This is a genomic window from Symbiopectobacterium sp. (assembly GCF_047692315.1).
Classification (GTDB): domain Bacteria; phylum Pseudomonadota; class Gammaproteobacteria; order Enterobacterales; family Enterobacteriaceae; genus Symbiopectobacterium.
This window is the reverse complement of record NZ_JBLLJS010000012.1, coordinates 1-26664: the sequence shown is the minus strand read 5'-3', so window position 1 is coordinate 26664 and position 26664 is coordinate 1. Positions and strand designations below refer to the sequence as shown.

The window sequence follows — 26664 nt, the reverse complement described above, 5'->3', positions numbered from 1 at the left end:
TATGAAGCTGAAGACCCGCGTTATCGCGTCCACCCTCCTCTCTCTCGCGGCATTTTCGGCCCATGCGGCTCAGGAATTGACGCCAGAACAAGCTGCCGTGGTAAAACCGTTCGATCGCATTTCTTTCAATGGCCGTTTTGATGCTATTTCTGATGCGGTAGCTGCAGCGTCTAAGCGCGCCGACAAAGCCGGTGCTGATGCGTTTTACATTCAGGCGATCAATGAGAAAAACAGAGGCAATAGCCAGACGGTATACGTTGACTTGTACCACAAAGAAGCACCGAAGGCAGATTCCGCGCCGGCACAGCGCACCTTTGATGGTATTCGCGAACTGCCACAATATGATGCTTACCATCTGGAGCCATTTGATACCGTGACGGTCAGCGGATATTTCTCGACCCAGCCCAACGTCAATGCTGCCATCGCCAAAGCAGCAAAAGAGAAAAATGCGGCCTCGTTCTTTATCGTGCGTCAGGTAGATATCAACAGCACCGGCACTAACCAGAAAATCACCGCTTACGTCTATAAAGCCGATGCACCCAAGCGCGTGGTGCAGAGCACTGACGTGATCCCCTCCGATTCAGAAGCGGGTCGCGCCGCGCTGGCTGCTGGTGGTGAAGCGGCTGCCAAGGTGGAAATCCCCGGTGTCGCTATGTCTGGCAGCCCGAGCCGCAATGTGGGTAAATTCTATGAAACCCAGGCATCAAAAGGCGGACGTTACACCGTCAATTTGCACGACGGCAAAAGTATTCAGGAATTGAACAAAGCCACAGCAGCTCAAATGACCCCGTTCGACTCCATCACCTTCCGTGGCAATTTCAACGGAACGACAGATGTGTCAGAAGCGGTGGCAAAACGTGCCGCCGACAAAGGGGCCAAGTATTACCACATCACCAAGCAGTGGCAGCAATATGACCATCAGCGCAGATCTGTATAAGTAACAGAATACAGGTGCTTTTGTTGAACTGAAATGACAGATTCCCGCCAAGGCGGGAATCTGCTTTTGGAAGGTATTGCTAAAAGCACGCTATCAGTTGCTGGTATCCAGTTCAGGGAACTGTTTTACCAGATCATCAATCGCTTTGATTTGCTGCAAGAACGGTTCCAGTTTATCCAGCGGCAATGCTGACGGGCCATCGCATTTGGCATTGGCCGGATCCGGATGCGCTTCAATAAACAGCCCCGCCAGCCCCACGGCCATGCCCGCACGCGCCAGTTCGGTGACCTGCGCGCGACGACCGCCAGAGGCTGCACCGAAAGGATCGCGGCACTGCAACGCGTGAGTCACGTCAAAAATAACCGGGCAGCCGCCAGAAACCTGTTTCATGACGTTGAAACCCAGCATATCCACCACCAAGTTGTCATAACCAAAGTTGCTACCGCGATCACACAGAATTACCTGATCGTTGCCGCCTTCCTTGAACTTGTCAACGATGTTTCCAATCTGTCCCGGGCTGATAAGCTGCGGTTTTTTCACATTGATAACCGCGCCGGTTTTGGCCATCGCTTCCACCAGATCGGTCTGGCGCGCCAGAAAGGCAGGCAACTGGATCACATCAACCACCTCAGCAACGGGCTGGGCCTGATGCGCTTCGTGCACATCGGTGATCACTTTTACACCGAAGGCTTGTTTCAGTTCCTGGAAGATTTTCATGCCCTCTTCCAGACCCGGCCCACGATAAGAATGAATAGAGGAGCGATTGGCCTTGTCGAAGGAGGCTTTGAACACGTACAGAATGCCCTGTTTTTGCGTTACAGTGACATAATGTTCGCAAATACGCATGGCGAGATCGCGCGATTCAAGCACGTTCATACCGCCAAACAGGACAAAAGGCGCGTCGTTGGCAACAGGGATATCACCGACCTTGACCACTTTGTTCTTCATGCTGTTACCTTATCGGAGTGATTAACATTAAAAAAATGAATTAGTGCAACACGATCTGCTTTTGTTCAATCGAATGAATCTGCACTTTAATCATCTCACTGACCGGATCTTCAGGGCACTGTTCCACAAAGTAACTTAAATCAGACAGTGCAATGTGGTCACAGTCCAGTTGTGCATAGATCAAGCCACGGTCGCGAATTTCGTAGGGGTCTTCAGGATCGAATTGCAGCACCGCTTCGCTGGCCCGCAGCGCAAGCTCCATCTGTTTCTCTTCCATCAGAGCCACTTTAAGCGTATCGAGCAGTTTACGTACTATCAGTACGTTTTCCGCTTCGTCCAGATCTTCATCCATCAGTTGCGTGGAAGAACCAATGTTGCCTTTCAGCCACACATCCAGCACGTGTTCGCTCAGCGTATCGCCGTTGAGCGGGTTGATTAGCCACATCTCATCATCCAGCCAATCAGCACGCAGGATCAACTGTGTCGGGAAAATCACCGGCATCATCGGTAAATCTAGCGCGTGAGCTATGTGGAGGAACACAATCCCCAGCGAAACCGGCATCCCTTGACGGGACTCGAGCACGTTATCCAACCATAGCGCATCCGATAAACGATAAACGCCACCGGCACCGCCAAATCCCCAGGTACCATAAAAAAGCGTCAACAGCATATCAAGCTGCTGATCCTGATCCAGATCGCGGGGAATGGCCTTACGCGCTTCATCGACCAACTGTTGCAGCTTCTTGCGTACATTCTGGGCGGAGAAGTCACTTCGCACTATCTGTGAAACTAAAATAACCCCTTCACTTAACGGCGACTGATTGAATTCAAAATCCGCAATAGAACTCATAGTTATTCCATCAGAAATGCGAGTTTAGTGATTGCTGCCTGTGCAATCAGAAAGAAACACACCAAGGCAAGGATAAATGCCATCCAGCGCAGGCTCAGGCTACGTTGACGACGTCCCAGCGCGATGTGTCCCAGTAAAATGTAAATGATAACGCCAAACAGCTTCGCCGTCAGCCAGCTTTCTTGCGCGATGAAAGGATAAAAGCGATTGATAACGATCAGTGCAATTCCGCTGACTAACAGTAGCGTATCATTAATGTGCGGCACCACCTTGACCCAACGCCGATGCAGAGCGGGTGATTGGCGGCATAACCAGTAAAACCGCGTCACAAACAGACTCAGCGTGACGGCAACGGCCAGCAAATGCACCGTGAGCGTGAGAACGACCATTATGCCTCTCTCCTTGCCGTAAGCCACTGCCCCAACGTCACGCGTTCGTTGCCGCCGTAATCGCGGCAGGTGGCAACCTGACGAAAACCGCGCTGATGAAGCAATTGCCTTACCGGTTCGCCTTGCTGCCAGCCATGCTCCAGCAGCAACCAGCCATCTTTATTCAAATACTGCGGGGCGCGTTCAATAATCCAGCACAAATCCGCTAATCCACCTTCGGCAGCCACCAGTGCGCTGAGCGGCTCAAAACGCACATCCCCTTCACGTAAATGCGTGTCTTGCGCGTCAATGTAGGGCGGGTTGCTGACAATCAGGGAAAAACGCGTTTGCACGACCGGAGCAAACCAGGTGCCATGAAGAAATTGCACATTAGGCAATTGCAATGCCGCGGCGTTACGTTGCGCTAGTGCCACCGCTTCCGGCTGGATATCCACGCCTGTCACTTGGCAATCAGGACGCTCGCTCGCCAATGCCAGCGCGATCGCGCCAGTACTAGTGCCCAGATCCAGCACCAACGGCGCACTGAGCGGAGCCATGCACTGCAACGCCTGTTCCACCAGACATTCTGTGTCAGGACGCGGAATCAAGGTTGCCGGGGAGACAGCCAACGGCAAAGACCAGAACTCTCGCGCCCTGGTCAAATAGGCAACAGGTTCACCGTGGATGCGGCGTGCCAGCAATGCCGACAGACGCTGAAGCTGCGCGTCATCGAGCAGCGTTTCTCCGAACGCCAGCAGAAACGTGCGCCCTTTTCCCGTGACATGTTCAAGCAGAATTTCTGCATCACGCTTCGGGCTTTCGCTGTGCGTCAGCTGCTGTACCGCCGTCGCCACCCAAGTGCGATAGTCCATTATTCCTGCTCGGACAATGCAGCCAACTGATCGGCCTGATACTCTTGCACCACGGGCTGAATCAGCATATCCATCTTCCCTTCCATCGCATCATCCAGGCGGTAAAGCGTCAGGTTGATGCGGTGATCGGTCACGCGCCCCTGAGGGAAGTTGTAAGTACGAATACGGTCAGAACGATCGCCACTGCCCAACAGATTACGTCGGGTTGACGCTTCTTCCTGCTGACGTTTTTGCACTTCTGCTGCACGAATGCGTGCCACCAACACGGACATGGCCTTCGCCTTGTTTTTATGCTGGGAACGTTCATCCTGACATTCCACCACAATTCCGGTCGGCAAGTGAGTAATACGAATGGCTGAATCGGTGGTGTTAACGTGCTGCCCACCAGCACCGGAAGAGCGGAAGGTATCAATACGTAAATCTGCCGGATTAATATCCGGGGTTTCCGCTTCAGGCACTTCTGGCATCACAGCCACAGTGCATGCGGAGGTATGAATACGCCCTTGCGATTCCGTAGCGGGTACACGTTGCACGCGATGGCCACCCGACTCAAATTTCAACTGGCCATAAACGCCATCGCCACTCACTTTGGCAATAATCTCTTTATAGCCGCCGTGTTCACTGTCGCTGGCGCTCATGATCTCAACCCGCCAACGGCGCGATTCGGCATACCGGCTGTACATGCGAAACAGATCGCCGGCAAACAGCGCAGCTTCATCACCGCCAGTACCTGCACGCACTTCCAGAAAGCAGCCGCGCTCATCGTCAGGATCTTTGGGTAACAGCAACACCTGGAGCTGCTGTTCCAGCGCCTCGCTGTCGATTTTCAGTTGCTTTAATTCTTCCTGCGCCATATAGCGCATTTCCGGATCATCCAGCATCAACTCAGCTGTTTGGCTGTCTTCTTGAGCCTGCTGCCAGCGTTGGAAACAGCGCGTAATGTCCATCAACTGCGCATATTCGCGAGATAATGCCCGAAAGCGCTCCATATCGGAGATAACGCTCGGCTCACCCAGCAGGGCTTGTACTTCCTCATGACGTTCTTGTAACGCTTCCAGTTTGGCAACAATAGAAGGCTTCATGCGTGCGGTTAATTCCTGTCAACTAAGAATAGAGGGGTGCTAGTCCAGCCCAAGGCTGTCGCGTAAAATGTGTAATCTGTTCAGGTCGCCGTCGCGGGCAGCCTGCTGCAGCAAGGTGGTGGGCGCGTGGATCAGGTGGTTGGTGAGACGCGAAGTGAGCGCATCCAGTACGGCTTCCACGTCATTACCCTGCTGAATGGCCGCCAGCGCTTTCGCCGTCATTTCCGCGCGAATAGCTTCTGCCTGTGAACGATATTCGCGAATGGTTTCTACCGCAGATTGCGCACGCAGCCAGGCCATAAAATCGGCGCTCTCTTGCTGCACGATAGATTCAGCCTGCACCGCTGCCGCCTGGCGCTGCGCCATATTATGCTGAATGATGGCATGCAGATCGTCAACGCTGTACAGATAGACGTTGGGTAACTTGCCCACTTCCGGCTCGATATCACGCGGCACGGCAATATCCACCATCAGCATTGGCTGATTACGTCTGGCTTTCAGCGTCCGTTCCATCATGCCTTTTCCGATAATAGGCAGTGTGCTTGCGGTAGAACTGATCACGATATCCGCATCCGCCTGTGCCAGATAATCGTCCAGTTCACCCAGTGTAATCACTTCTGCACCAACTTCTGTGGCAAGGGCCTGCGCCCGTTCGCGAGTTCGGTTGGCGATCACCATGCGTCTCACCTGGTGCTCACGCAGATGACGCGCCACCAGCTCGATAGTTTCCCCTGCCCCGACCAGCAAAACGGTAACATCGACCAGTGATTCAAAAATCTGTCGAGCCAGCGTACAGGCAGCAAACGCCACCGAGACCGCACTGGCACCGATGTCCGTTTCCGTGCGCACCCGTTTTGCCACCGAAAATGAGCGTTGAAACAAGCGCTCCAGTTCACTGGAGAGCGATTGGCCGCGTTGTGATTCGGCAAAGGCCTTTTTAACCTGCCCCAGGATCTGCGGCTCGCCTAACACCAACGAGTCCAATCCGCTGGCCACGCGCATCAGATGGTTAACCGCCGCATTATCCTGATGCCAGTAAAGGCTGTTTTTCAGTTCGTCTGGATGAAGATGATGGAACTGGCACAGCCAATCGACCACCTGCTCACGCTGGTTCTCCCGCTCATCAACACTGAGATAGAGCTCAGTACGATTACAGGTAGACAGCACCACACCGCCCTGCACCAGCGGCTGCGCAAGCAGGCTGTGCAAAGCGTAGCCCATCACATCAGGGGAAAACGCAATACGTTCCCTGAGTGATACCGGAGCGGTTTTGTGGTTGATGCCAAGCGCAAGCAGGGTCATTGAATCATTCTTGAATAAGCGCTGTCAGGAGTAATGCCGACGTTAGTATGGTCTTCGGGTAGGGGCATTCTACTTGATGCCGCGCAGCATGAAAAGCGACGCGGCGCTAAGTACCTCTAATGACGTAGTTGATATTGCGCAGCGCGTTCCTCTTTACACAGCAATACATTGCTGCTGGGCATCGCTTCCAACGCATGGCAAACTGTATCCATTCGACATGATGACAGGGTTTCTCGACCCTTAATAGGATGTATGCGACATGTTAAGTAACACTGCCCGCGCCTTGCGGCTCCTGCCTTTAGCCAGTTTACTCTTGACTGCTTGTACGCTGACCAAACCTTCCGGCCCCAGTGCAACGCCGGACTCTCCCGCATGGTTGCAACATAAGCAGCAGGTACAGCAATTGAGCCAGTATCAAACTCGCGGTGCATTTGCCTATCTCTCCGATAGCAAAAAGCTGTCTGCCAACTTTTTCTGGCAGGAGTCTTCCCCGCAACGCTACCGCTTGCTACTGACCAACCCGTTCGGCGGCACTGAACTTGAGCTGCGCGCGCAGCCGGATGGTATTCAGATCACCGATGGACAAGGTAAGCGTTATACCGGCAAAGACGCAGAGTACATGCTGTCGAAGTTGACCGGGATGCGTATCCCACTCACCAACCTGCGCCAATGGATGATCGGCCTGCCGGGCGATGCGCAGCAGTTTACCCTGGATGAGCATGCGCGGCTCAACACCGCCACGCTTGCGCAAAACGGCCTGACGTGGGAAGTGAAATACCTTGGGTACGATGGTAGTGTCACCCCTACCATGCCCAACGCACTGGAACTGACACAAGGTGAGCAGCGCATCAAGCTCAAAATGAATAACTGGACGGTGCAATAAGCCATGAGCGATGCCGCGCAGCTGACGCAGTGGCCATCCCCGGCCAAACTCAACCTGTTTCTCTATATTACCGGCCGACGCGCCGACGGTTATCACCTGCTACAAACGCTGTTTCAGTTTCTGGATTATGGTGACACGATTGATATCGCGCTTCGCAACGACAATATCATCAATCTGACCACTCCGCTGCCCGGAGTCCCTGATGACACCAACCTGGCCATGCGCGCAGCGCGCCTGTTACAGACCTATTGCCATGAGCAGGGCCTCAAACTGACATATAACGGTGCCGATATTGGTATCGATAAACGTCTGCCGATGGGCGGCGGTCTGGGAGGCGGCTCGTCCAACGCGGCTACGGTACTGGTCGCGTTAAATCAGCTGTGGCAATGCGGCCTTGATGATGACACCTTGGCACGGTTGGGATTACAGCTTGGTGCAGATGTCCCCGTGTTTGTGCGCGGTCATGCCGCCTTTGCGCAAGGGGTTGGCGAGATACTGACACCCGCCTCACCGCCGGAAAAATGGTACCTGGTGGTGCACCCCGGCGTCTCCGTTCCGACCCCGCTGGTGTTTGGCGATCCAGACTTACCACGCAACACGCCAGTGCGCTCATTGGAAGTGCTACAAAAACAGACCTTCGTCAATGATTGTGAATCTACCGTAAGAAAACGTTTTCGCGAGGTTGAACAGCGACTTTCATGGCTGCTAGAATACGCACCGGCGCGCCTGACGGGAACCGGAGCTTGTGTGTTTGCCGAATTCGACACTGAATCCGCCGCTCGTCAGGTGCTTGACCAGGCCCCGGAAATGCTAAACGGTTTTGTTGCACGTGGCGTGAACACTTCGCCTCTGCACCGTGCGCTTTCCGGGCAACGTTAAGCGTTGATAAGCTATTGACCCCGTATAACGGGCTTATGTATTCAGTATCAACGCTTAATTCATACACCCGTATGCATATTGTACCTGTTACCTCGCATCGCCCTCGAGACACCGGGTACAATATTTCCCTGGACGCAAGCCTGAGGTTCTTCTCGTGCCTGATATGAAGCTTTTTGCTGGTAACGCTATCCCCGAACTAGCGCAAAGTATTGCCAACCGTTTGTACACCAGCCTGGGAGACGCCGCTGTTGGTCGCTTTAGCGACGGTGAAGTCAGCGTGCAAGTCAATGAAAATGTTCGTGGTGGCGACATTTTCATCATCCAGTCCACCTGCGCACCAACCAATGACAACCTGATGGAGCTGGTTGTAATGGTCGATGCCCTACGCCGCGCGTCAGCGGGACGTATCACCGCCGTGATCCCCTACTTCGGTTATGCTCGCCAAGATCGCCGCGTGCGTTCTGCGCGTGTGCCGATCACCGCCAAAGTGGTGGCAGATTTCCTATCAAGCGTTGGGGTTGACCGTGTCCTGACCGTGGACCTGCACGCAGAACAGATTCAAGGCTTCTTTGACGTTCCGGTGGATAACGTTTTCGGCAGCCCGATTCTGCTGGAAGATATGTTGCAGCAGAATCTGGAAAATCCTATCGTGGTTTCCCCGGATATCGGTGGCGTGGTGCGTGCACGTGCCATTGCCAAGCTGCTGAACGATACGGACATGGCGATCATCGACAAACGTCGTCCGCGCGCCAACGTTTCGCAAGTGATGCACATCATCGGTGATGTCGCAGGGCGCGACTGTATTCTGGTCGACGACATGATCGATACCGGTGGCACGCTGTGTAAAGCGGCCGAAGCGTTAAAAGAACGCGGTGCCAAACGCGTCTTCGCTTATGCAACCCACCCGATCTTCTCCGGCAATGCGTATGACAACATCAAGAATTCGGTGATTGATGAAGTGATCGTCTGCGATACCGTTCCGTTGTCGGAAAATATCAAAGCGCTGCCAAACGTACGTACATTGACGCTTTCAGGCATGCTGGCGGAAGCCATTCGCCGTATCAGCAACGAAGAGTCAATTTCTGCCATGTTTGAGCATTGATCAACAGCGTTTATTTTTGGTTGTTGATATAACGCCACCTCCGGGTGACGTTTTTATTTTCCGACAGAAAGAGTTGCAAGCAACAAATAATATCGTTCAACACTGCAACAATACCGTGGGCGGATGATAGCGGGAATTATTGTTAAGCATGCAGAGGACGTACGAAAATATCTTTAACACACAAAAACGTATTTTCCGCATGCGGAAAATAACCTGGCGCCCGCCAGAAAAAGCAGGCGTCTGATATTATCAGGAATGAGGTTGCTGACGGCGGCAACGTTTGTCGAAATGCTTCACCCACTAGTAGCGATCGGCTACGGCTTCAAGCCCGCCAATTCGGGCCCCGACCAGCCAGGTCATCGCACCGGCGAAGATGGCCATCAGGTCAAAATAGGTGAAATAGGTGAAATAGGTGAAATATGCTGGCAAGTTCAGTTCCGGTAATTGGCTAATGATGGTAAAAGCAATCCCCCCGATCATTAACACCATACCGATGCCCATAAATACGTTGCCTAGCATGACAGCATTTTTGCGTTTCATCTGTCACCTCCTGTAATGGTCACTTTAAATAACGACCGTTCGGAAAAATGAAAATGCTACGTAACCGTCCTTGTTCTGATGTAATTATAGACGCTGTGTGCAGTAAGGTATTGCGTATGCGATCACAGATAAGCAAGTGTAGAAACTTTTTTTTACATTTCGTGCCAACGAGGCGTGAAAATAATTAATACCCGATTTGAATTATTACCAAAGTAAATCGTTTTTATATTGTAGCGTGCAGCCCTTCGCTTGATCACGTTACAAACAACCTGCCTTGAGACTTTGCCACTGCCCCACTCCTGTGTAAACTACGCGTTTGACATTCTCTTATCGGGCGTAATGGGACGCAAATCTGGGACTTAACGTGAGCAGTATCAAATTAATCGTCGGATTAGCGAATCCGGGAGCCGAATACGCCGCTATGCGCCACAACGCGGGTGCATGGTACGTGGACCAACTGGCCGAAGCATACCGGCAGTCGTTTAAGGAAGAGGCCAAGTTTTTTGGCTATACCGCACGCCTCAATCTTGCCGGGCACGATGTTCGCCTACTGGTGCCAACCACCTTTATGAACCTCAGCGGTAAAGCGGTGGCAGCAATGGCAACGTTTTACCATATCCAACCGGATGAGATTTTAGTGGCACACGATGAACTGGATCTTTTACCGGGTATTGCCAAACTGAGGTCGGGCGGCGGGCATGGTGGACATAACGGCCTGAAAGACATTATCAGCAAATTAGGTAATAACCCTAATTTTCACCGCTTGCGCATCGGCATCGGCCATCCCGGCGATAAAAGCAAGGTCACTGGTTTTGTGCTGGGTAAACCGCCGGCCAGTGAACAGACACTGATTGATGGTGCGATCGATGAAGCCATTCGCTGTACGGAAATCCTGCTTAAAGACGATATGGTCAAAGCCATGAACCGGTTACACGCCTATAAACCGGCGTGAAGTGATATTCCCGCGCAGGCGGTTCGAGTTAATGCGCCATTCCGTGTATAATTGGCGCCAACGTATTGATTTGTTCAGGTGTGAAATCATAACCACCTGATTGATAAGCTATTTAAGGTGATAAAAGTATGGGATTCAAATGCGGTATTGTTGGGCTGCCTAACGTGGGTAAATCTACGCTGTTCAATGCATTGACCAAAGCCGGTATCGAAGCGGCCAACTTTCCGTTTTGCACCATTGAGCCTAACACCGGTGTGATGCCAATGCCCGACCCGCGTTTGGACAAGCTGGCCGAGATCGTCAAACCGCAGCGTATTCTTCCCACCACGATGGAGTTTGTTGACATCGCCGGTCTGGTAAAAGGCGCATCCAAAGGTGAAGGCCTGGGTAACCAGTTCCTGACCAACATCCGCGAAACGGAAGCGATTGGCCACGTGGTCCGTTGTTTTGAGAACGACAACATCATCCACGTTTCAGGTAAAGTCAATCCGGCTGACGATATTGACACCATTAACACCGAACTGGCTTTGGCCGACCTTGATACCTGCGAACGTGCGTTGCACCGTGTACAGAAGAAAGCCAAAGGCGGCGATAAAGACGCCAAAATTGAACAAGCCGCGTTGGAAAAATGCTTGCCGCAGTTGGAAAAAGCGGGCATGTTGCGTGCATTGGATCTGAGAGCAGAAGAGAAAGCGGCTATTCGCTACCTGAGCTTCCTGACGCTCAAGCCCACCATGTACATTGCCAACGTCAATGAAGACGGTTTCGAGAATAATCCCTACCTGGATCAGGTACGCGACATTGCGGCCAAAGAAGGCTCTGTGGTTGTTCCCGTCTGCGCTGCTGTAGAATCTAACATTGCCGAACTCGATGATGAAGAGCGCGACGAATTTATGGCCGAGTTGGGGCTGGAAGAGCCGGGTTTGAACCGCGTGATCCGCGCCGGTTACGAACTGCTTAACCTGCAAACCTACTTCACCGCAGGCGTCAAAGAAGTATGCGCCTGGACCATCCCTGTCGGTGCCACTGCCCCGCAGGCAGCTGGGAAAATTCACACCGACTTTGAAAAAGGTTTTATCCGCGCGCAAACCATCGCCTACGAAGACTTTATCACCTATAAAGGTGAGCAAGGTGCGAAAGAAGCGGGCAAGATGCGTTCCGAAGGGAAAGAGTACATCGTAAAAGATGGCGATGTGATGAATTTCTTGTTTAACGTCTAATTTGATTTTGTTGTCTCAGAGAACTCAGTGCATCTCGTAATAACCAACAAACTCTATAAAATCCACGCAGTTGTGTGGATTTTTCTTTTAACTATGCGACTTATCTTCATGAGCGCAAAATAATGATGCAGAATTGGGCGGATAAGCTTGATAGGTGGATTCTGGCTACTATCTCTATTTAATTTCAGAAGCGCTATGTAGTGGTTACTGAATAACAACACCGGTGACGCAATGCGAGACGCAGTTTCCAGCTCTTTTCTTGGCGGCCTTTGTGCTCAAAACCGATTTCGCACAGTCTGGGCACTGAACCAACTGCCAGCCCTGATGAGATCTAGAGTAACCACGATGCCAGATCAGGTACAAATCAATATATTTGCTAAACGGCAAGGCGTAAATGAGCGAACTTCTTGCGCGTTGCCTCAAATGAAGCTTCAATTTTGGTCGAGGACTGCCCAGTCGCTACCGCCGTTGAGGTAGCGACAGAACGCGTAATATCAGCATGGGAGGGCTTCGCATAAGAAACACGCATTTTTTTGTCGTTGCTCATTATGGCTCCTGCAAGTCTGAATTTTAGGCTTGAAAGCACCCGTGAACACTATAGCCTTCCAAGCAACTTCATATAATCAAACGAGTAGATGTACCACTAAGACCTCGTTGTCCATGCTCTTTAAGCAATAGATTCGCAAATAGGAGACTGGATATCGCATGCCCTAGTTCCCCGATTCACAGAAGAACTTTTAGTGCTTATGCGTCAATTCAATATAAGGGCGCTTCTATTTTATCGGTTTACTACTCACCATCCCATCATGCTCAATCGACACCCGCGTTCGGCAAGATGATGCAGGAAATATGTCTTTTGTAGCACTTCCCTTTCGTTCTTTGGTTGATACGCGTACAGCTTCATCTGAACCATTGACGGCCTAACCGTTTTTCTGCAAACCGAGTTTCTCAGACCATCCCATTATTTCCATGACGCAAAAATGCCGGTCGCTGATTCAAGCGCGTAAACCACGCGTCAATAGCTGGTACTTCGGGGGGGGCGGTGTCATTTTCCAGCGATTCACCGACAGACCCAGCACCACATCTGCCAGCGTAAACGTTTCACCGGCCGCCCATGCGCCAGTGTGTATGAGTTGTTGTTCAAGAATACCAATACAATGGTTCCACTCTTTAATACCTGCGGCGATCGCGTTTTGATCGTTATAGTCGGGGGTTTTTGCGAACCAGCGCCAGGAAGACATACCGCCAGGCGTTGTTAAACTCGGTCGCCTGCCAATCCATCCAACGCTCGACGTTAGCACACGCCTGAGGTTCGTTGGGGAGAAGATAATCGCGCCTGGCTTTGCGTGCCAGATAGCGGCAAATTGAGTTGGATTCCCACAGCACGAATTCGGACACCATGGCGTTTGGGTTCATGGCGCGAAATACATCGGTTTCCGTCGAGGCAAATCCGCTACCATAATCTTCCTGAACATAATCCAGTCCCGCTTCTTCGCAGTTCCAAAGCACTTTACGCACATTTATTGACGTCTTTTTGCCAAGTATTTTGAGCATACGTCGACGATCCCCCCCTCCCTACGTTGGTATTCTTTTAACGCTACTCATTGCCCCATTGATTCAGAAACATAGCTATATACGTCGTTCGTCGACTGGCCATCTCTTGCTGCGCATTCTCGCTGATTTCTTCGTTATTCATTAAACGAGTGATCAGCAGTTGGAAATAGCGAGCCAGAGAATCACGCTCTGACTCGCTTACCGACGCTTCAGACTCCGTCGAATACTCATCAACAATATCATAATATTTAAGTGGTATATCATTGTTCATTAGTCGCTCCAAGGGTTAATGCCCCTGTCAACCGGGCGAAAAAAACGCGTGCCACCCTTATCAGAATAACACTGCATTTTCCATAAACCGGCTGAACACACCGTTTTAATGAAAAACCCTGAGGGATTTTTCATACATAAGTATCCGTAAAACGTTAATTACCACATCAAATCATCGGGCACTTTAAAATCAGCGTACGGATCTTCCTCATCCTGTTCTTCCTGGCTCAACGCACTATTTAATACAATACTGTTAGCATCTCGCTGCGCAATTTTATCGGTAACACTCGCGGGAATGATAGCGTATTCACACTCTCCCCGGTTATAAACAACCAAGCGAGCAATGGCGAGACGACCACTAATCAGTTGAGCTTGAGTCAGCTTGTCCACAACTATTTTCTTAATTAAATTATTATCTGTGAAGTTGAAGCCAATATCGCCTTTTGCAATTTTGATTCTGTTCATTTCAATAAGCTGTTTCACCTGAGCTTTATACTCTTTAGATAAGGCAGCCTGTTTTTGTTGTTCACTTAGCTGTTTATCACGCTCAAGTTGTGCTTTTTTATTTTCCTCCACAGCCTCTCTGGCTTCACGAGCCTGAACGCGTGATTTCTTAGCTGTCCTTTGAACTTTAGCCATTTTTTTGCTGGTCACTAATCCAGCTTTTAGCATCTGTTCTTGTAAGGTAAGTTTTGTCATCTTCGTTTCTAAATCCATTGAATAATTTGTGGGATTATACCTGTAATGGTTCAGCCTGAATGATTTCAGATCTTGAGCAGTTTCACCGTGGCATCCACATCTATCTCATCTGCCGAGAAGATTAACGTCGTTCCCTGGAAGGTGGTGATCGCCAGTTTTTTTAGCGAGCGCATTTCACCAGACTTAACGGCTGATTTCGGCCTGATGCTCCCCATCAACACCCCCACAGACAGAACCGCATTATCTTTATCAATACGGGTATCGACAGGCACCTCTTCGCTGTAAACCCGATGAGACTTGATCGAGGTGAGCTTTATACGCTCACCTGCGATATAGATATACTTTATTTCCGGTGCGACTTTCACTGCGTAAGCTGACAACCCTTTATTATTCGTGGTGGGTTCAAAAGTGACTGCCGCATCTTTCTTAATCAGCTCAGGGTTGGCAACCTTGATCACATGAAAATAACGGTTATCACCGTTTTCATCTTTGATAAATCCAAAACCTTTATCTTTAAACCAGGTTGTGATCGTTCCGTTCATTGCCATTATCGCCTACTTAATCATTTATCCACTCAGTTTTTGCAACGCGCAGTGTAAAGCACAACGCTTACGCAGACTACGATTTTGGTTAACGTCTGGCGGGTAAATTTCTGTTTCAACATTTTACCACACGTCGTCACAGGACCCCGGGTTGAGAAGCAAGCGCACCACGGTTTCCCACATTAAAACTTATAGTGTTCTTTACTCAGACCGTACTTCTTCATTCTGAGGTAGAGCTTTTTACGCGGAATTTGCAGATATTCGGCCACCTCATTGATACGCCCTTGATGGATATTGAGCGCTTCAGTGATTATCTGCCGCTCCGCCTCCTCCACCCGCCGATCGAGCGGAGTAGGAGCGCTAACATGCATCTGCGGATTCGCCGTTTCCGCAAGAGATAATACCCCAACAGCAAAAAGCTCTGCAGCATTCGCCAGTTCGCGGACGTTGTTTGGCCACACCCGGCGCATCATCCTTTTCAGCACGTCGTTCTCGACCTCCGGTACCGGATGATCCAGTCGCTGACAGGCCTTATGCAGATAGTGGTAAAACAACGGCTCGATATCATCAGGTCGCTGAGACAAGGGCTGACAGGCAATTTGGGTCATAGCAAAGCTGTAATAGAGCTCGGCCACAATCTGTTGGGTTGCCGCCAGCTCTACCAACGAGGCGTTGCCAATACCAATTAAGCGAAATGGACGCCGCTCCAGGCTTTGCAGCTCAACCAGATGGTGCTGCTGTTCGCGAGTCAAATACTCGAGATGGCTTAATACCAGCGTCCCGCCCTGAGCCTGAATGATGAGCTCATTCAGTTTTTGAGCGTTATCAGGCGTCAGCTCACGGTAAATGAAAGGGCCCTGCGCAATTGCGCCCGAGCTGGTGTAAATAACGCGCGCCCATCATGCGTCCGGTACCCGTTTCCCCATAAAACCAGACGGCAATATCCGTTTCGGCCAGTTGCTGTAGACGCTGACGATACTGATGAGTCCATTCGCTGCGCCCAACCAGCTCAATCTGCAATTTCTGCTGGCAGAAGTGGCGACGCGCAATCACCGATTGTCTCTGGCGCAGCGCCTCTTCAACCAGAGAGAGCAGTTTTTCTGGTTCCACCGGCTTTTGCAAAAAATCCCAGGCGCCTTTCTTCACAGCATCCACGGCCATAGGCACGTCGCCGTGTCCGGTGATAAGTAAAATGGGCAGTTGTTCGTCATTCTGGTGAAACAGCATCATCAGATCGATCCCGGAGCAGCCTGGCATGCAAACATCACTCAGCACAATGCCTGGCCAGTCTTTCTCTACCCACGCTCTGGCATCAAAAGGATTATTGCAAACGCAGACGCGGTACCCTGCTTGTTCAAGCAACTGTGTATAGGCATCAAGCACATCAGCATCGTCGTCAATCAGCAGAATCGAACATTGGTTACTCAACATCTTGTATATCCATCAAATTGAATTGCAGAACCACACAGGCATTTTTTGTCAACGTTGAGGCCAGACGCAACTCCCCTTCCATTTTTGTCATCAGCGAAACGCAAATCGAAAGGCCAATGCCAAGTCCCACATCTTTACTAGTAGTAAATGGCTTCAACAAGGATGGCAGCAAGGCCTCAGGCCAGCCGGGACCGTTATCGGAAATCAATACGCACAGCGCGTTGCCCTGAATTTGCCAGCTCACCACAATATTGGCTGCATTAGGGCAGGCGTCGAGTGCGTTCGCCAGCACATTGACCACCACTTGTTGGATCCGTACGTCATCCCCACTGACCCAAATGGTTTCTTGCGGTAGCAGCAGCCTCCCCTGCTGGGGCTTATGGCGCATCGCCAGTAACTCCCACGCCGACACAAACGTCTGACGCAGATTAACCGGATGCAGCAGCGTTTCCAGTTCGGCACGGCGGGTAAACTGGCGCAACGAGCGGATAATGGCGTCAATCCGGTTAATCAGCCCCTCCGCCTTGCTTAAGGTCGTTCTCGCCTGCTGCGTCTCATGCTGTTCGATCGCCCTTCTCGCGGTAAACAGATACATTGACAGCGCATTCAACGGCTGATTGATTTCATGGGCCAGCGTGGTCATCGTCTGCCCCACTACCGCCAGTTTTGCCGTCTGGATCAGCTCATCCTGCGTGGCGCGCAGCTCAGCTTCAATCATTTTACGATCGGCAATCTCCTGCTCAAGCTGTTGTTTTTGTGCGTTAATCTGTCCCAACGAGTGCCGGAGTAAACCAGCAATACGTCCAAGCTCATCCCGTCCATAAACCGGAATAGTGGCATCTGAGCGGCCTAAACCAATCTGCACGACAACCTGATTCAGCGCGGTGAAGCGCTTTACCAGCCGCGGACGAATGAAATAATGATTCAGCACCCACGCCAACAGCAGCGCCAGTAAGGTTGCCACCAGAATTAACCCACCGCTGACACGAACAATTTGCTCCATACGATGATTAAACATCTGCATTTGTTGATGACTGCTGCCCAACTGTGCCTCAAGCAACGTCCTGAATCGCCCCAGCGTTGCTTCTCTGGCGCGGCTGGCATCCACTAACGCTTTTTGCGCAGCAACATGATCACGCATGCTGTCCGGCATCTTGTTTTTTGCCATCCCGATTTCCAGCAGTTCATCGATGGTCTGACGCAACGTGATCGTACTAGGCCAGTCATCCAGCACACGGATGTTTTCATCGGCGGTTTTCTTCAGGTTCTCCAGGTAACGGATATGCGTTTCGACCAGCATGCCATCATCATTACCCGACTTAAGCTCATTAAGCCTATCACGCAGATCGTCAACGATTTGGTTCTCAATGCGGGCGAGCGTGTAGACTTGCTGCTGCTCGTTCTGTACTTCACGAGCACGTTTCAGATATTGCGCCACATCGCCTTGCCGGGATTCAATCTGATCCAACAGTGTGCCCTGCTGCCAGGTAAAATCCTGCACCAGAGAATTAAATTCGGTGGTGAAATCATCATGTAACCAGTCAATGCGCGCCGACAACTCACTCACATTTTCGCGCACCAGAAACATGTTATAGAGCACGCGATCCAATTCCGAGAGCAGCGTACGACTGTCCTGCAAAATCACCACCAACTGCTGGCGTTCTGATGGCGATAATCCCTGGCTGAGGCGTTCAATCTTATCCAGATGTTGGATGATTTGATTACGAAGCTGCAGCCGTACCGTGGTATTTGGGGCCAATAAAAACTCATTCAGTTGATCCGCGACCAGATTGAGATTCCCTTCAATCAAAAAAGCGGAGTGGATGCCGGGAAAATACTCATCCAGCGAATAGCGTATTTGCGAGCTTTGTTCGTGCCACGAGTAGAGACTCACGCTGCTTACAATCATCGTCAGCAGTGCCCCGGTTAAAAAAGCTCCCCGTAGACTGCTGCTAATGCTGATTTGCCGCAAACGTTGCAGCATCGACCCGCCCTTCATTTCAATTCTTCCAGTTTATTGATCGCCTGACGCTGGTTGTTGAGGAACCAGAGCTGCCACTCCATCACCTGTTGTTCCGCAAAACTTTTATTATCGAACTGCGCCAACCAGGCTTCATCTTCACTGCTTGACGGATTGATGGGCACACGGGTTAGCAGCGCACGAATCTCAGGCAAAGGACGTTTTAGACGAGCCTCTGTGCTATGCAGCGCCTGCCAGGCGTCCTTCAATTGAGCAAGGCGAAAACTGATCGCGGTATCGAACATGCGCTGAATCAGACGCTGCCGTTTCAGGATCAGATGATAATTTAGCGGTGGTTGATTCATCAAAACCGACTGTTGCACTGCGCGAGGATTATCGGCCGCCAACGGCGTAACCGGGTATTTCCCCGTATTTGCGTCAGCGAGGATCCGTTGTCCTTCAGGACTCAGCAAATAACGAATAAAACGACGCGCTTCATTGGCATGCTGGCTGTTTTTCAGTATCGCCACATAGGTCGGCGAAACGGCAGACTGAGGGAAATAGGTGAAGGCCAGATGCGGATCGTTCAATAGCAGATTGGCATAGTTATCTATCACCGGACCCGCTACACCCAGCCCGCTTTTAATCTTATCCGCCACACCAAAACTGCGTGATGAAATGGTCACCAGGTTTCCAGCAGCCGCCAGCAGCGTTTCCCATCCCTGCGTCCAACCTTTTTGCTGTAGTAAGGATTCCACCATCAAATGGTTGGTATCTGAGCGCGATGGGCTGCTCATCAATAGCGCTCCCTGATAGCCGGGCTGCGTCAGATCGTCCCAGTCCGTTGGGGAGGCAAGGTGTCTGGCTGCCAGCGCTGAGCGATTGATCAATAAACCAAAGCCTGATATTGCCACGGCGACGGACGTTGCGCGGATGGATTCCGGCACCTGGCGTTGGCTGGCTGGCGGTGCGCCGTCGAAAGGTGCCAGTTTCTGATGCTCTTGAAGATGCTGAAGTAACATGGGCGACGAGGTCAGTATAAGATCGACGTTTTCCGTATTTGCAGTGTCGAGCAACTTTTCCAGCGAGGCACTGGTACGGTTAAGCGTACCAATCATCACCGATCCCTGCTCTGTCTGCCAGCGCTGGATAATCCACGCGGTAGTGCTGGGGGAAAATGTCGTCGCCATCACCAGTTGATTACCTTGCGCCGCACGAAGACTGAACAGAGAAGCCAGCAGCAAAAAGCACGTTTTGCCAGAAATCCGGCCGCGACGAAAAAACATGTTTGTGATCCCGTTCATAAATATCGATATGACGTAAAAAAACATTGAGACAAAACTAACCCGTTTATCACGATAAACAGACAAAAGGAGACTGTTGCAGAAATATCCAATCAGGCCTCCGAAAATATCGATAAAGGTTACCATGTAATAAGCGTGTGATTTGTTAATATCCGCACAAGCCATGAATAAAGTCAGGAGAAGATTAATTAGCTCTGCGGCCATTCATTCTGCATGAGTCAAAAATAACCTTTGCATTCATTATTTTGTGTCAATAGTGACACATTTCGCTCATTTGAGTTTTACAGCGGCTTATTTTACTCTTCATGCCGAATACTCCTGATGTTCATACCAATATAAAATACAGGTGACGACATGTTATCAATTTTAAAAACCGGGCAATCGGCTAAAAAAGTTCCTGAGCAGAAAATTCAGGCAACTTATGACCGATATCGTATGCAAGCGCTACTTAGCGTTTTTCTGGGTTATCTGGCGTACTATATTGTGCGCAATAACTTCACATTATCCACCCCTTATCTTAAAGAGTACCTTGAGCTTAGTGCCACGCAGATCGGTTTGCTCAGCAGTTGTATGCTGATTGCCTATGGGATCAGTAAAGGCATCATGAGCAGCCTGGCCGATAAAGCCAGTCCCAAGGTGTTTATGGCCTGTGGCCTGGTGTTGTGTGCCATCGTAAACGTCGGGCTGGGATTCAGCACCGCCTTCTGGATCTTTACGACGCTAGTTATTCTCAATGGTCTGTTTCAGGGAATGGGCGTGGGGCCCTCTTTTATTACTATTGCCAACTGGTTCCCGCGCCGGGAACGCGGACGCGTTGGTGCATTCTGGAATATTTCACATAACGTCGGCGGCGGGATTGTCGCTCCAATTGTCGGGGCTGCTTTTGCTATTCTCGGCAGTGAACATTGGCAAAGCGCCAGTTACATTGTTCCGGCTTGCATAGCTGTGGTTTTTGCATTGATTGTGTTGGCGCTCGGCAAAGGCTCACCGCGAGAAGAGGGATTACCTTCACTTGAAGAGATGATGCCGGAAGAAAAAGTGGTTTTGAAAAACAGACACGCGGCAAAAGCACCGGAGAACATGGGTGCATTTACGATATTTTGCACTTACGTGCTGCGTAATAAAAATGCCTGGTATGTCTCTCTTGTCGACGTATTCGTTTATATGGTGCGGTTCGGTATGATTAGCTGGTTGCCTATCTACCTGTTAACGGTGAAACATTTTTCCAAAGAACAGATGAGCGTGGCTTTCCTGTTTTTTGAATGGGCTGCAATTCCCTCTACCCTGCTGGCGGGCTGGCTCTCCGATAAACTGTTCAAGGGGCGTCGGATGCCATTGGCTATGATCTGCATGGCGCTTATCTTTGTATGCCTGATAGGCTACTGGAAAAGCGAATCCCTGCTGGTGGTGACTATTTTTGCTGCAATCGTCGGCTGCCTGATTTATGTGCCGCAATTTCTCGCTTCCGTACAAACCATGGAAATTGTTCCCAGCTTCGCGGTGGGTTCAGCCGTTGGCTTGCGCGGCTTTATGAGCTATATATTTGGCGCATCGCTGGGTACCAGTCTGTTTGGTGTCATGGTCGATAAAATGGGCTGGCACGGTGGTTTCTATCTGCTGATAGGCGGGATCGTGTGCTGTATCCTGTTCTGCTATCTCTCTCATCGCGGCGCACTGGAGCTTGAGCAACAACGTAAAAACATCTAACAAGAAGAAGCCAATCTTAAACTGGCCGATGCTCAATAATCATTAAGCGCTAACGCGTCAGGGAAAGAAAGTGCCAGCATGCTGGCACTTTCAACAAGGAAAGCTGATGCAGGAGGATTCCCTTTCCTCTCTCAATACCGAGCCTCAAAGAAGGTGTGCGTCTTGTCTGGCGACGGGCGCAGGTTTCTGGTTATAGTATCTCTCAATCATCCCCTCCACATCTATCTCGGGCGTATCCAAGGCATCAGACTCATCATAGGTCAATGGCTACAAACAGCTCTGTAGGTTTAAGGTGTTATAACGTTCGCTTTTAGGCAATTAACTTTTGGAGAAATCTGCATGGCGGTTAATCAAGTGGACATTGTCATTAGAGAAGCAAAAACGGACGATATTCATAAAGTGAAAGCACTGCTGGAGCGCTATCACGCTAAAAATCTCGATACAGAGCAACGTACTAACGGTTTTGTAACAACGGATATGACGGTCCAGCAACTTGAGGCACTGCGTGAAACTGAAAACGGCGTCATCAAGTATTACATGATGGCGTTATATACTCGTTAGCCCTCTCGTTTTTACTGATTCATGCATCTAAGAAAATATCACACTAAGTGCACGTGGCTTCTGTCTTGACTTATTTTGTAAAAAGTATACTTTTCGGACATGAAGAAAATCCTGATTATCGTTCCCGACGGCGGCATGCTGTTCGAGTCAGCCGGCATTGCCGATATCCTGATGCAAGCGAACCAACTGCATACCGACGGGTTGGCGCGCCCTCGTTACCATATCAATATTGCAACCACGCAACCGCATCAAGTGATCCACACGGGTCGCGGGCAAAACGAGCAGGAAGGCACCGACGTCGTCGATTGGCTGCGCCTTGCGGCCCCGCATGCGCGCCGTATTGCATCGATTTGCGGCGGTGCGATGCTGCTTGCTCAGAGCGGGCTATTAAACGGAAGGCGGGCGACCACGCATTGGAAACTGCTGGAAACCATGCAGTCGACTTTCCCTGAGGTGAAGGTTGAAGAGGGTCCGCTGTATATACAGGATGGCCCTATCTGGACTTCAGGTGGAGTCAGCTCTGGTTTTGATCTGACGCTGGCGCTGGTAGAGGAGGATTACGGTTTTAGTCTTGCCCGCGATATTGCACAGGATTTGGTGATGTATCTGCACCGCCCGGGCGGTCAATTACAGTTTAGCCGTTACAATTTGCGCCAAACTTGCAGTTCAGGCCCGATAAGCGATTTACAGGCATGGATCCTTGAAAACATCACCGCCGACCTCTGCGTTGAAGCGCTGGCAGAAAAAGTCGCGATGAGTCCGCGTAATTTTACACGCATCTTTACCCGTGAAACCGGTGTTTCTCCGGCCCGCTATGTTTCGGAAGCGCGCCTTGCCGCCGCATGGCAACATCTGGAGAAAACCAGCGACACGCTGGATAGGATCGCCGCGAATACGGGGTTTGGCAGTAGCATTAATCTGCGTCGTATTTTTGAAAAACAGCTGCAATTAACCCCTGGGGAATATCGCCAACGCTTCCACTGCCGCAATGTGATCATTTTTTGTCATTTACGCCATAAGGCTCGCGACCTAAAGTAACTCCAGTGGCAACCTATAAGGAGTTCATCATGGCCAAAGTCGGTATCAATGGTTTCGGCAGAATCGGACATAATGTACTGCGTGCTGTGCTGGGCAACCCAAATATTCAAATTGTGGCAATTAACGATTTGACTGACAGCAAAACGCTGGCCCACCTGCTGAAATATGACTCTCTGCTGGGCACGCTTTCAGCCACCGTTGAGGCAACCGACCGGCAGCTTAGCGTAAACGGTCACCCCATCATCGTGTTTAGCGAACGCGATCCAGCGCGCATTCCCTGGCGTAATGCCGATGTGGATATCGTTATTGAAGCGACGGGTTTTTTCACCGAACGCGCAAAAGCGGCTGTGCATATTCATAGTGGCGGTACAAAACGCGTCATCATCTCTGCGCCAGGTAAAAATGACGATTTGACGGTCGTCATGGGCGTGAATCATGCGTGGTCGGTTGACAGGCTACTCCCTGCGCGTGCCGGTTCCTGTGGTGTCAGTCGTCGATCTCACCGTTACGCTTGAGCGTGATGTTAGCGTAGAGGAAGTCAATGATGCATTCCGTCAGGCAGCAGCTTCCGGTCCATTGCAAGGCATTTTGGGCTACAGCGACGAACCGTTGGTATCAAGCGATTACCAGGGCGATCCACGCTCATCCATTATCGATGGGCTGTCGACACTGGTTATCGGCGGCAATATGGTCAAAATCCTCGCCTGGTATGACAATGAATGGGGATTTTCAAACCGTCTTGTCGATTTAGCGCTAATGATAAGCCAACGCGAACCCGCATAAATACGGTGATCAAACACCCGGTAAAACCGGGTGTTCATCCGCCGCATGCAGGCAGCCTGATCACCAGGCTGTGTAGTACAGATCAATAACACCGTTCATACTGGCTTGCCGTGGATTTCCATGCATGCACACGTCATCAAAGGCGGCCTGAACTAATGTGGGAATAATGTCATTACAGCGTTCTAAACATTCAGCTTTTCCATGACTTTTCTTCAGGCATCACGGCTGGCGAAGAAACTCGCACTGGCTCACGACATGGGGCAAACACGTCTAGTGCGGGTTGGTACACACTGCTTTGGACATCAAACAGGCCCAGCATGGAGTGGTACAAATTGTCGTGACTATAGTCTTGGTTGTCGGCGTTTTTCCGCAAACAAAGAAGATTGAGACGGGCATTTTGCGCAAATGCCGGTGAGAACCATATCACCATGGGCACCTGTGTTTGCTCTTTGGGCGCAATGATATAAGGTGTGCCGTGCAGATACATTCCCCGCTCTCCCAGTGACTCACCGTGATCGGAAACGTAGATCATGGCCACATCACGCTGCCCTGAATAGCGTTGCAACAAGTCAATGGTTTTGCCAAGCATTCGGTCAGTGTAAACCAACGTATTGTCATACGTATTGGTCAGTTGTTCGTTACTGCACTTTTGGATCTGATTGCTGTCACAAGTGGGGGTGAAGGCTTTGTTCTCTGCCGGGTAACGTTCGAAGTAGGTTGGCCCATGACTGCCCAGTTGGTGCAGTAGCACATCGTCATAGCGGGTGCCGTCCTTATTGACACAATGCTCGATAATTTTCTGCGTCGGCATATCATCGGTGGGCACTCGTTCACATACACCTTTACAACCGCCGTTGTTGTTATTGCGCCAGAGTAGATGTATGCCGGTGCGTTGCAGAATGTCGAGCAGGTTCTCTTCCGTTGCTACACGCACCCCATCATATTGCGAACGTGTCATACGCGAGAACATACAAGGCAGTGAAATGGCCGTGGCCGTGCCGCAGGATGATACGTTTTTGAAACTGATGATGTCTTTACGTTGCGACAGGGATGGGTTGGTCGCGCGCGGATAACCATTGAGCTGGAAGTTCTGCGCTCGTGCAGTTTCGCCCACCACGACAATCACGAGTTTGTGTCGCGCGTCAGCTACAGTCGCAGGGCGCGTGGCATCTTCGGCCACTGCGCGCAACAACTGTGATTTCGTGCGTTTCAGGTAGCCGTTGGTGTTGCGCACAACGTTAAAGGGCAGCACTTGATCCTTGATTTGCAGATTGTTGCGTAGCAGCGAGGCGTAATCCTTGTAGAATGCCATGGTCACTACGACCAGTACGGCTGATGTCACCAGCACATTTCCAAGCCACCACAGCACGGTTTGCAAGGAGCGCCCAGCCTTTTTGGCGGGTAGGGAAACCATCGCGGCAGTAGGCAACACTCCAAGCACAATGATAGTGAGCAGCAAGGGGATAGAAAAGTACGAAGTGAGTTCCGCCTGATTGGTCTCGAAGACGTTCTGCACCATGCTGCGATCGATCAGCACGTTATAGTAGAGCATGAAGTAGCTGCAACTGGCGCTAATGACAACCAACAACGCCAGCAACGGTTTGCGCATATATGGCAATACTAAAATCGGCGTAAGCAGCAGATTGAAAAGGCAGAAAAAGAAAACCGGCAGGCTGATGAAGAACAGCAAGCTGTGCAGGCTATTGACCTCCACGTTGGCCCATAGCGTTTGCCACAGTGCAACGTTTCCAATGGAGGTGAAGAACAGTGCGGCCACCCAGGTCAGCTGCACCGGGTTGAACCGCATGGATATCAGACGTTTAAACACGCGCAATTCCCAATGAATGAAAGATCTGCGCAGTATCAAAAAGTCTATGTCAGGAAGTTGTTAAGATGCCGTTTATCTATTTATGATGCCGATTACCAATGACACGCCTGCTTATCATTGAAGACAACCCTGAGTTGGTGGCCAATCTGTACGGTTTTTTTGAGCCATTGGGTTATGTGCTAGACGATGCACGTGATGGCGCCACTGGCCTGCGTATGGCCACGCAGAATGATTACGACGCCATCTTTGTTGGATCTGATGTTGCCGCGACTGGACGGCATGACACTGTGCAGCAAGCTCCGCCTGGAATTTCAGAATCCCGTGCCAGTACTGATGCTGACCGCGCGCGATCCGATAGATGACCGGGTGCAAGGCTTTGCGCTGGGTGCGGACGATTATCTGGTCAACCCCTTTTCTCTCAAGGAGTTGGACGCACGCATCAAGGCGCTGGTGCGCCGGGCCCAAGGCCGACAGGTACAAGGCACACTGACCTGGGAAGACCTGCAGGTGGACACCCGCTCACCGCAGGCATGGCGGCAAGGCCAGACCATCAACCTGACACCCACTACGCATAAATTGCTGCTGTGCCTGATACGCACTGCACCTGCTGTCGTCAAAAAACAGGAGATGGAATACCTGCTTTGGGGCGATGAACCACCTGAAAGTGGCGCTTTGCGCACACACATTTATGATCTGCGCCAGCGAATTGACAAAAACTTCACATCTGCTCTGATAGAAACGGTGCATGGCGTAGGTTTGCGTCTGCATAAGCCCGGGGACTCGGCCCCGGAATAATCACCCTAAGAACAGAATGACCATCATAAAATCCCTTTACCAGCAGATGACGCTCAAGACGCGCATTACGATTTCGTTCGTACTACTGATGGTGGCAGTCATGGGATTTGTGGTCATTTATAGCGCGGCAAATCATTTGATACCGAAAGGCAAAATATTTAATACGCTCAAAAATCACACAAATGAAAATTATTTGATACCAATTGCTGTACTGATGTAACGCTTTTATTGTCCCTAAAACATCATGAACTTGGTTT

At 50.8% G+C, this 26664-nt stretch carries 23 protein-coding genes and 5 pseudogenes; 11 read left to right on the top strand and 17 right to left on the bottom strand.

Annotated elements, in window-relative coordinates:
• The first annotated feature begins 1 nt into the window (after window position 1).
• Window positions 2–941: pseudogene (gene ydgH, locus ACMZI0_RS04345) on the top strand (DUF1471 family protein YdgH).
• A gap of 89 nt (window positions 942–1030) precedes the next feature.
• Here the strand turns inward: ydgH and kdsA are convergent.
• Genes kdsA through hemA form a run of 6 tightly spaced genes read right to left on the bottom strand, consistent with a single transcriptional unit; the run spans window position 1031 to window position 6359 of the window.
• A complete protein-coding gene (kdsA, locus tag ACMZI0_RS04340; protein WP_415672077.1) occupies window positions 1031–1885 on the bottom strand; it encodes a 3-deoxy-8-phosphooctulonate synthase in 855 nt (284 codons plus the stop codon).
• Window positions 1886–1925: 40 nt separating this feature from the next.
• A complete protein-coding gene (sirB1, locus tag ACMZI0_RS04335) occupies window positions 1926–2735 on the bottom strand; it encodes an invasion regulator SirB1 (RefSeq protein ID WP_415672076.1) in 810 nt (269 codons plus the stop codon).
• Between the two features lie 2 nt (window positions 2736–2737).
• On the bottom strand, window positions 2738–3124 hold the full coding sequence (locus ACMZI0_RS04330) for a SirB2 family protein (protein ID WP_415672075.1): 387 nt from the start codon (window positions 3122–3124) through the stop codon (window positions 2738–2740).
• Window positions 3124–3975 carry a peptide chain release factor N(5)-glutamine methyltransferase gene (prmC, locus tag ACMZI0_RS04325; protein WP_415672074.1) on the bottom strand — a complete coding sequence of 284 codons (852 nt, stop codon included), beginning with the start codon at window positions 3973–3975 and terminating at the stop codon, window positions 3124–3126. Before prmC ends, ACMZI0_RS04330 begins: the two co-directional genes overlap by 1 nt.
• The gene (gene prfA, locus ACMZI0_RS04320; RefSeq protein WP_415672073.1) at window positions 3975–5057 is read right to left on the bottom strand and encodes a peptide chain release factor 1; all 1083 of its coding nucleotides are present in this window, start codon (window positions 5055–5057) and stop codon (window positions 3975–3977) included. Before prfA ends, prmC begins: the two co-directional genes overlap by 1 nt.
• Window positions 5058–5096: 39 nt before the next feature.
• Window positions 5097–6359: a glutamyl-tRNA reductase gene (gene hemA, locus ACMZI0_RS04315; protein ID WP_415672072.1), complete on the bottom strand. Its 1263-nt coding sequence runs from the start codon at window positions 6357–6359 to the stop codon at window positions 5097–5099.
• A gap of 259 nt (window positions 6360–6618) precedes the next feature.
• Here hemA and lolB point away from each other — a divergent pair, with 259 nt between their 5' ends.
• The 3 genes from lolB (at window position 6619) to prs (ending at window position 9223) form a co-directional block, all read left to right on the top strand.
• On the top strand, window positions 6619–7242 hold the full coding sequence (lolB, locus tag ACMZI0_RS04310; protein ID WP_415672071.1) for a lipoprotein insertase outer membrane protein LolB: 624 nt from the start codon (window positions 6619–6621) through the stop codon (window positions 7240–7242).
• A 3-nt stretch (window positions 7243–7245) separates the two neighbouring features.
• Window positions 7246–8121, top strand: coding sequence for a 4-(cytidine 5'-diphospho)-2-C-methyl-D-erythritol kinase (ispE, locus tag ACMZI0_RS04305; protein ID WP_415672070.1), 876 nt, complete (start codon window positions 7246–7248; stop codon window positions 8119–8121).
• A 154-nt stretch (window positions 8122–8275) separates the two neighbouring features.
• On the top strand, window positions 8276–9223 hold the full coding sequence (gene prs / locus ACMZI0_RS04300) for a ribose-phosphate diphosphokinase (protein WP_415672069.1): 948 nt from the start codon (window positions 8276–8278) through the stop codon (window positions 9221–9223).
• A gap of 300 nt (window positions 9224–9523) precedes the next feature.
• Here prs and ACMZI0_RS04295 read toward each other — a convergent pair whose 3' ends face one another.
• Window positions 9524–9763, bottom strand: a complete 240-nt coding sequence (locus tag ACMZI0_RS04295; RefSeq protein ID WP_415672068.1) for a DUF2583 family protein — start codon at window positions 9761–9763, stop codon at window positions 9524–9526.
• Between the two features lie 364 nt (window positions 9764–10127).
• Here ACMZI0_RS04295 and pth point away from each other — a divergent pair, with 364 nt between their 5' ends.
• Window positions 10128–10715: an aminoacyl-tRNA hydrolase gene (gene pth, locus ACMZI0_RS04290; protein ID WP_415672067.1), complete on the top strand. Its 588-nt coding sequence runs from the start codon at window positions 10128–10130 to the stop codon at window positions 10713–10715.
• Between the two features lie 128 nt (window positions 10716–10843).
• Complete coding sequence (gene ychF / locus ACMZI0_RS04285) at window positions 10844–11935, top strand: redox-regulated ATPase YchF (RefSeq protein ID WP_415672066.1); 1092 nt, start codon at window positions 10844–10846, stop codon at window positions 11933–11935.
• Between the two features lie 376 nt (window positions 11936–12311).
• On the opposite strand, the gene ACMZI0_RS04280 is transcribed toward ychF, so the two are convergent.
• The 8 genes and pseudogenes from ACMZI0_RS04280 to pgtC form a co-directional block, all read right to left on the bottom strand.
• Window positions 12312–12482, bottom strand: coding sequence for a hypothetical protein (locus ACMZI0_RS04280; protein WP_415672065.1), 171 nt, complete (start codon window positions 12480–12482; stop codon window positions 12312–12314).
• Window positions 12483–12883: 401 nt separating this feature from the next.
• Window positions 12884–13489 (bottom strand): annotated as a pseudogene (locus tag ACMZI0_RS04275) (glutathione S-transferase family protein).
• A 43-nt stretch (window positions 13490–13532) separates the two neighbouring features.
• Window positions 13533–13760 carry a DUF2543 family protein gene (locus ACMZI0_RS04270; protein ID WP_415672064.1) on the bottom strand — a complete coding sequence of 76 codons (228 nt, stop codon included), beginning with the start codon at window positions 13758–13760 and terminating at the stop codon, window positions 13533–13535.
• A 158-nt stretch (window positions 13761–13918) separates the two neighbouring features.
• Entirely contained in the window at window positions 13919–14458 is a 540-nt protein-coding gene (locus ACMZI0_RS04265) for a DUF2058 domain-containing protein (protein WP_415672063.1), read from the bottom strand.
• Window positions 14459–14523: 65 nt separating this feature from the next.
• Window positions 14524–15006 carry a cold-shock protein gene (locus tag ACMZI0_RS04260; RefSeq protein ID WP_415672062.1) on the bottom strand — a complete coding sequence of 161 codons (483 nt, stop codon included), beginning with the start codon at window positions 15004–15006 and terminating at the stop codon, window positions 14524–14526.
• A 176-nt stretch (window positions 15007–15182) separates the two neighbouring features.
• Window positions 15183–16431, bottom strand: a pseudogene (gene pgtA / locus ACMZI0_RS04255) (two-component system response regulator PgtA).
• The gene (gene pgtB / locus ACMZI0_RS04250) at window positions 16421–18415 is read right to left on the bottom strand and encodes a two-component system sensor histidine kinase PgtB (RefSeq protein ID WP_415672339.1); all 1995 of its coding nucleotides are present in this window, start codon (window positions 18413–18415) and stop codon (window positions 16421–16423) included. Before pgtB ends, pgtA begins: the two are co-directional and overlap by 11 nt.
• A gap of 11 nt (window positions 18416–18426) precedes the next feature.
• Window positions 18427–19695, bottom strand: coding sequence for a phosphoglycerate transport regulator PgtC (pgtC, locus tag ACMZI0_RS04245; RefSeq protein ID WP_415672061.1), 1269 nt, complete (start codon window positions 19693–19695; stop codon window positions 18427–18429).
• 354 nt (window positions 19696–20049) lie between these two features.
• Between pgtC and pgtP the strand changes: the two genes are divergently transcribed.
• The 4 genes and pseudogenes from pgtP (at window position 20050) to ACMZI0_RS04225 (ending at window position 23784) form a co-directional block, all read left to right on the top strand.
• Window positions 20050–21402, top strand: coding sequence for a phosphoglycerate transporter PgtP (gene pgtP / locus ACMZI0_RS04240; RefSeq protein WP_415672060.1), 1353 nt, complete (start codon window positions 20050–20052; stop codon window positions 21400–21402).
• A gap of 339 nt (window positions 21403–21741) precedes the next feature.
• Window positions 21742–21963, top strand: coding sequence for a hypothetical protein (locus ACMZI0_RS04235; RefSeq protein ID WP_415672059.1), 222 nt, complete (start codon window positions 21742–21744; stop codon window positions 21961–21963).
• Between the two features lie 99 nt (window positions 21964–22062).
• On the top strand, window positions 22063–23001 hold the full coding sequence (locus ACMZI0_RS04230; protein ID WP_415672058.1) for a GlxA family transcriptional regulator: 939 nt from the start codon (window positions 22063–22065) through the stop codon (window positions 22999–23001).
• 29 nt (window positions 23002–23030) lie between these two features.
• A pseudogene (locus tag ACMZI0_RS04225) lies at window positions 23031–23784 on the top strand (type I glyceraldehyde-3-phosphate dehydrogenase).
• 60 nt (window positions 23785–23844) lie between these two features.
• Here the strand turns inward: ACMZI0_RS04225 and ACMZI0_RS04220 are convergent.
• A pseudogene (locus tag ACMZI0_RS04220) lies at window positions 23845–23949 on the bottom strand (hypothetical protein); the annotation flags it as partial.
• A gap of 25 nt (window positions 23950–23974) precedes the next feature.
• A complete protein-coding gene (locus ACMZI0_RS04215) occupies window positions 23975–25612 on the bottom strand; it encodes a phosphoethanolamine transferase (protein ID WP_415672057.1) in 1638 nt (545 codons plus the stop codon).
• A 228-nt stretch (window positions 25613–25840) separates the two neighbouring features.
• Between ACMZI0_RS04215 and ACMZI0_RS04210 the strand changes: the two genes are divergently transcribed.
• A complete protein-coding gene (locus tag ACMZI0_RS04210) occupies window positions 25841–26407 on the top strand; it encodes a response regulator transcription factor (RefSeq protein ID WP_415672056.1) in 567 nt (188 codons plus the stop codon).
• The last annotated feature ends 257 nt before the right edge of the window (window positions 26408–26664 follow it).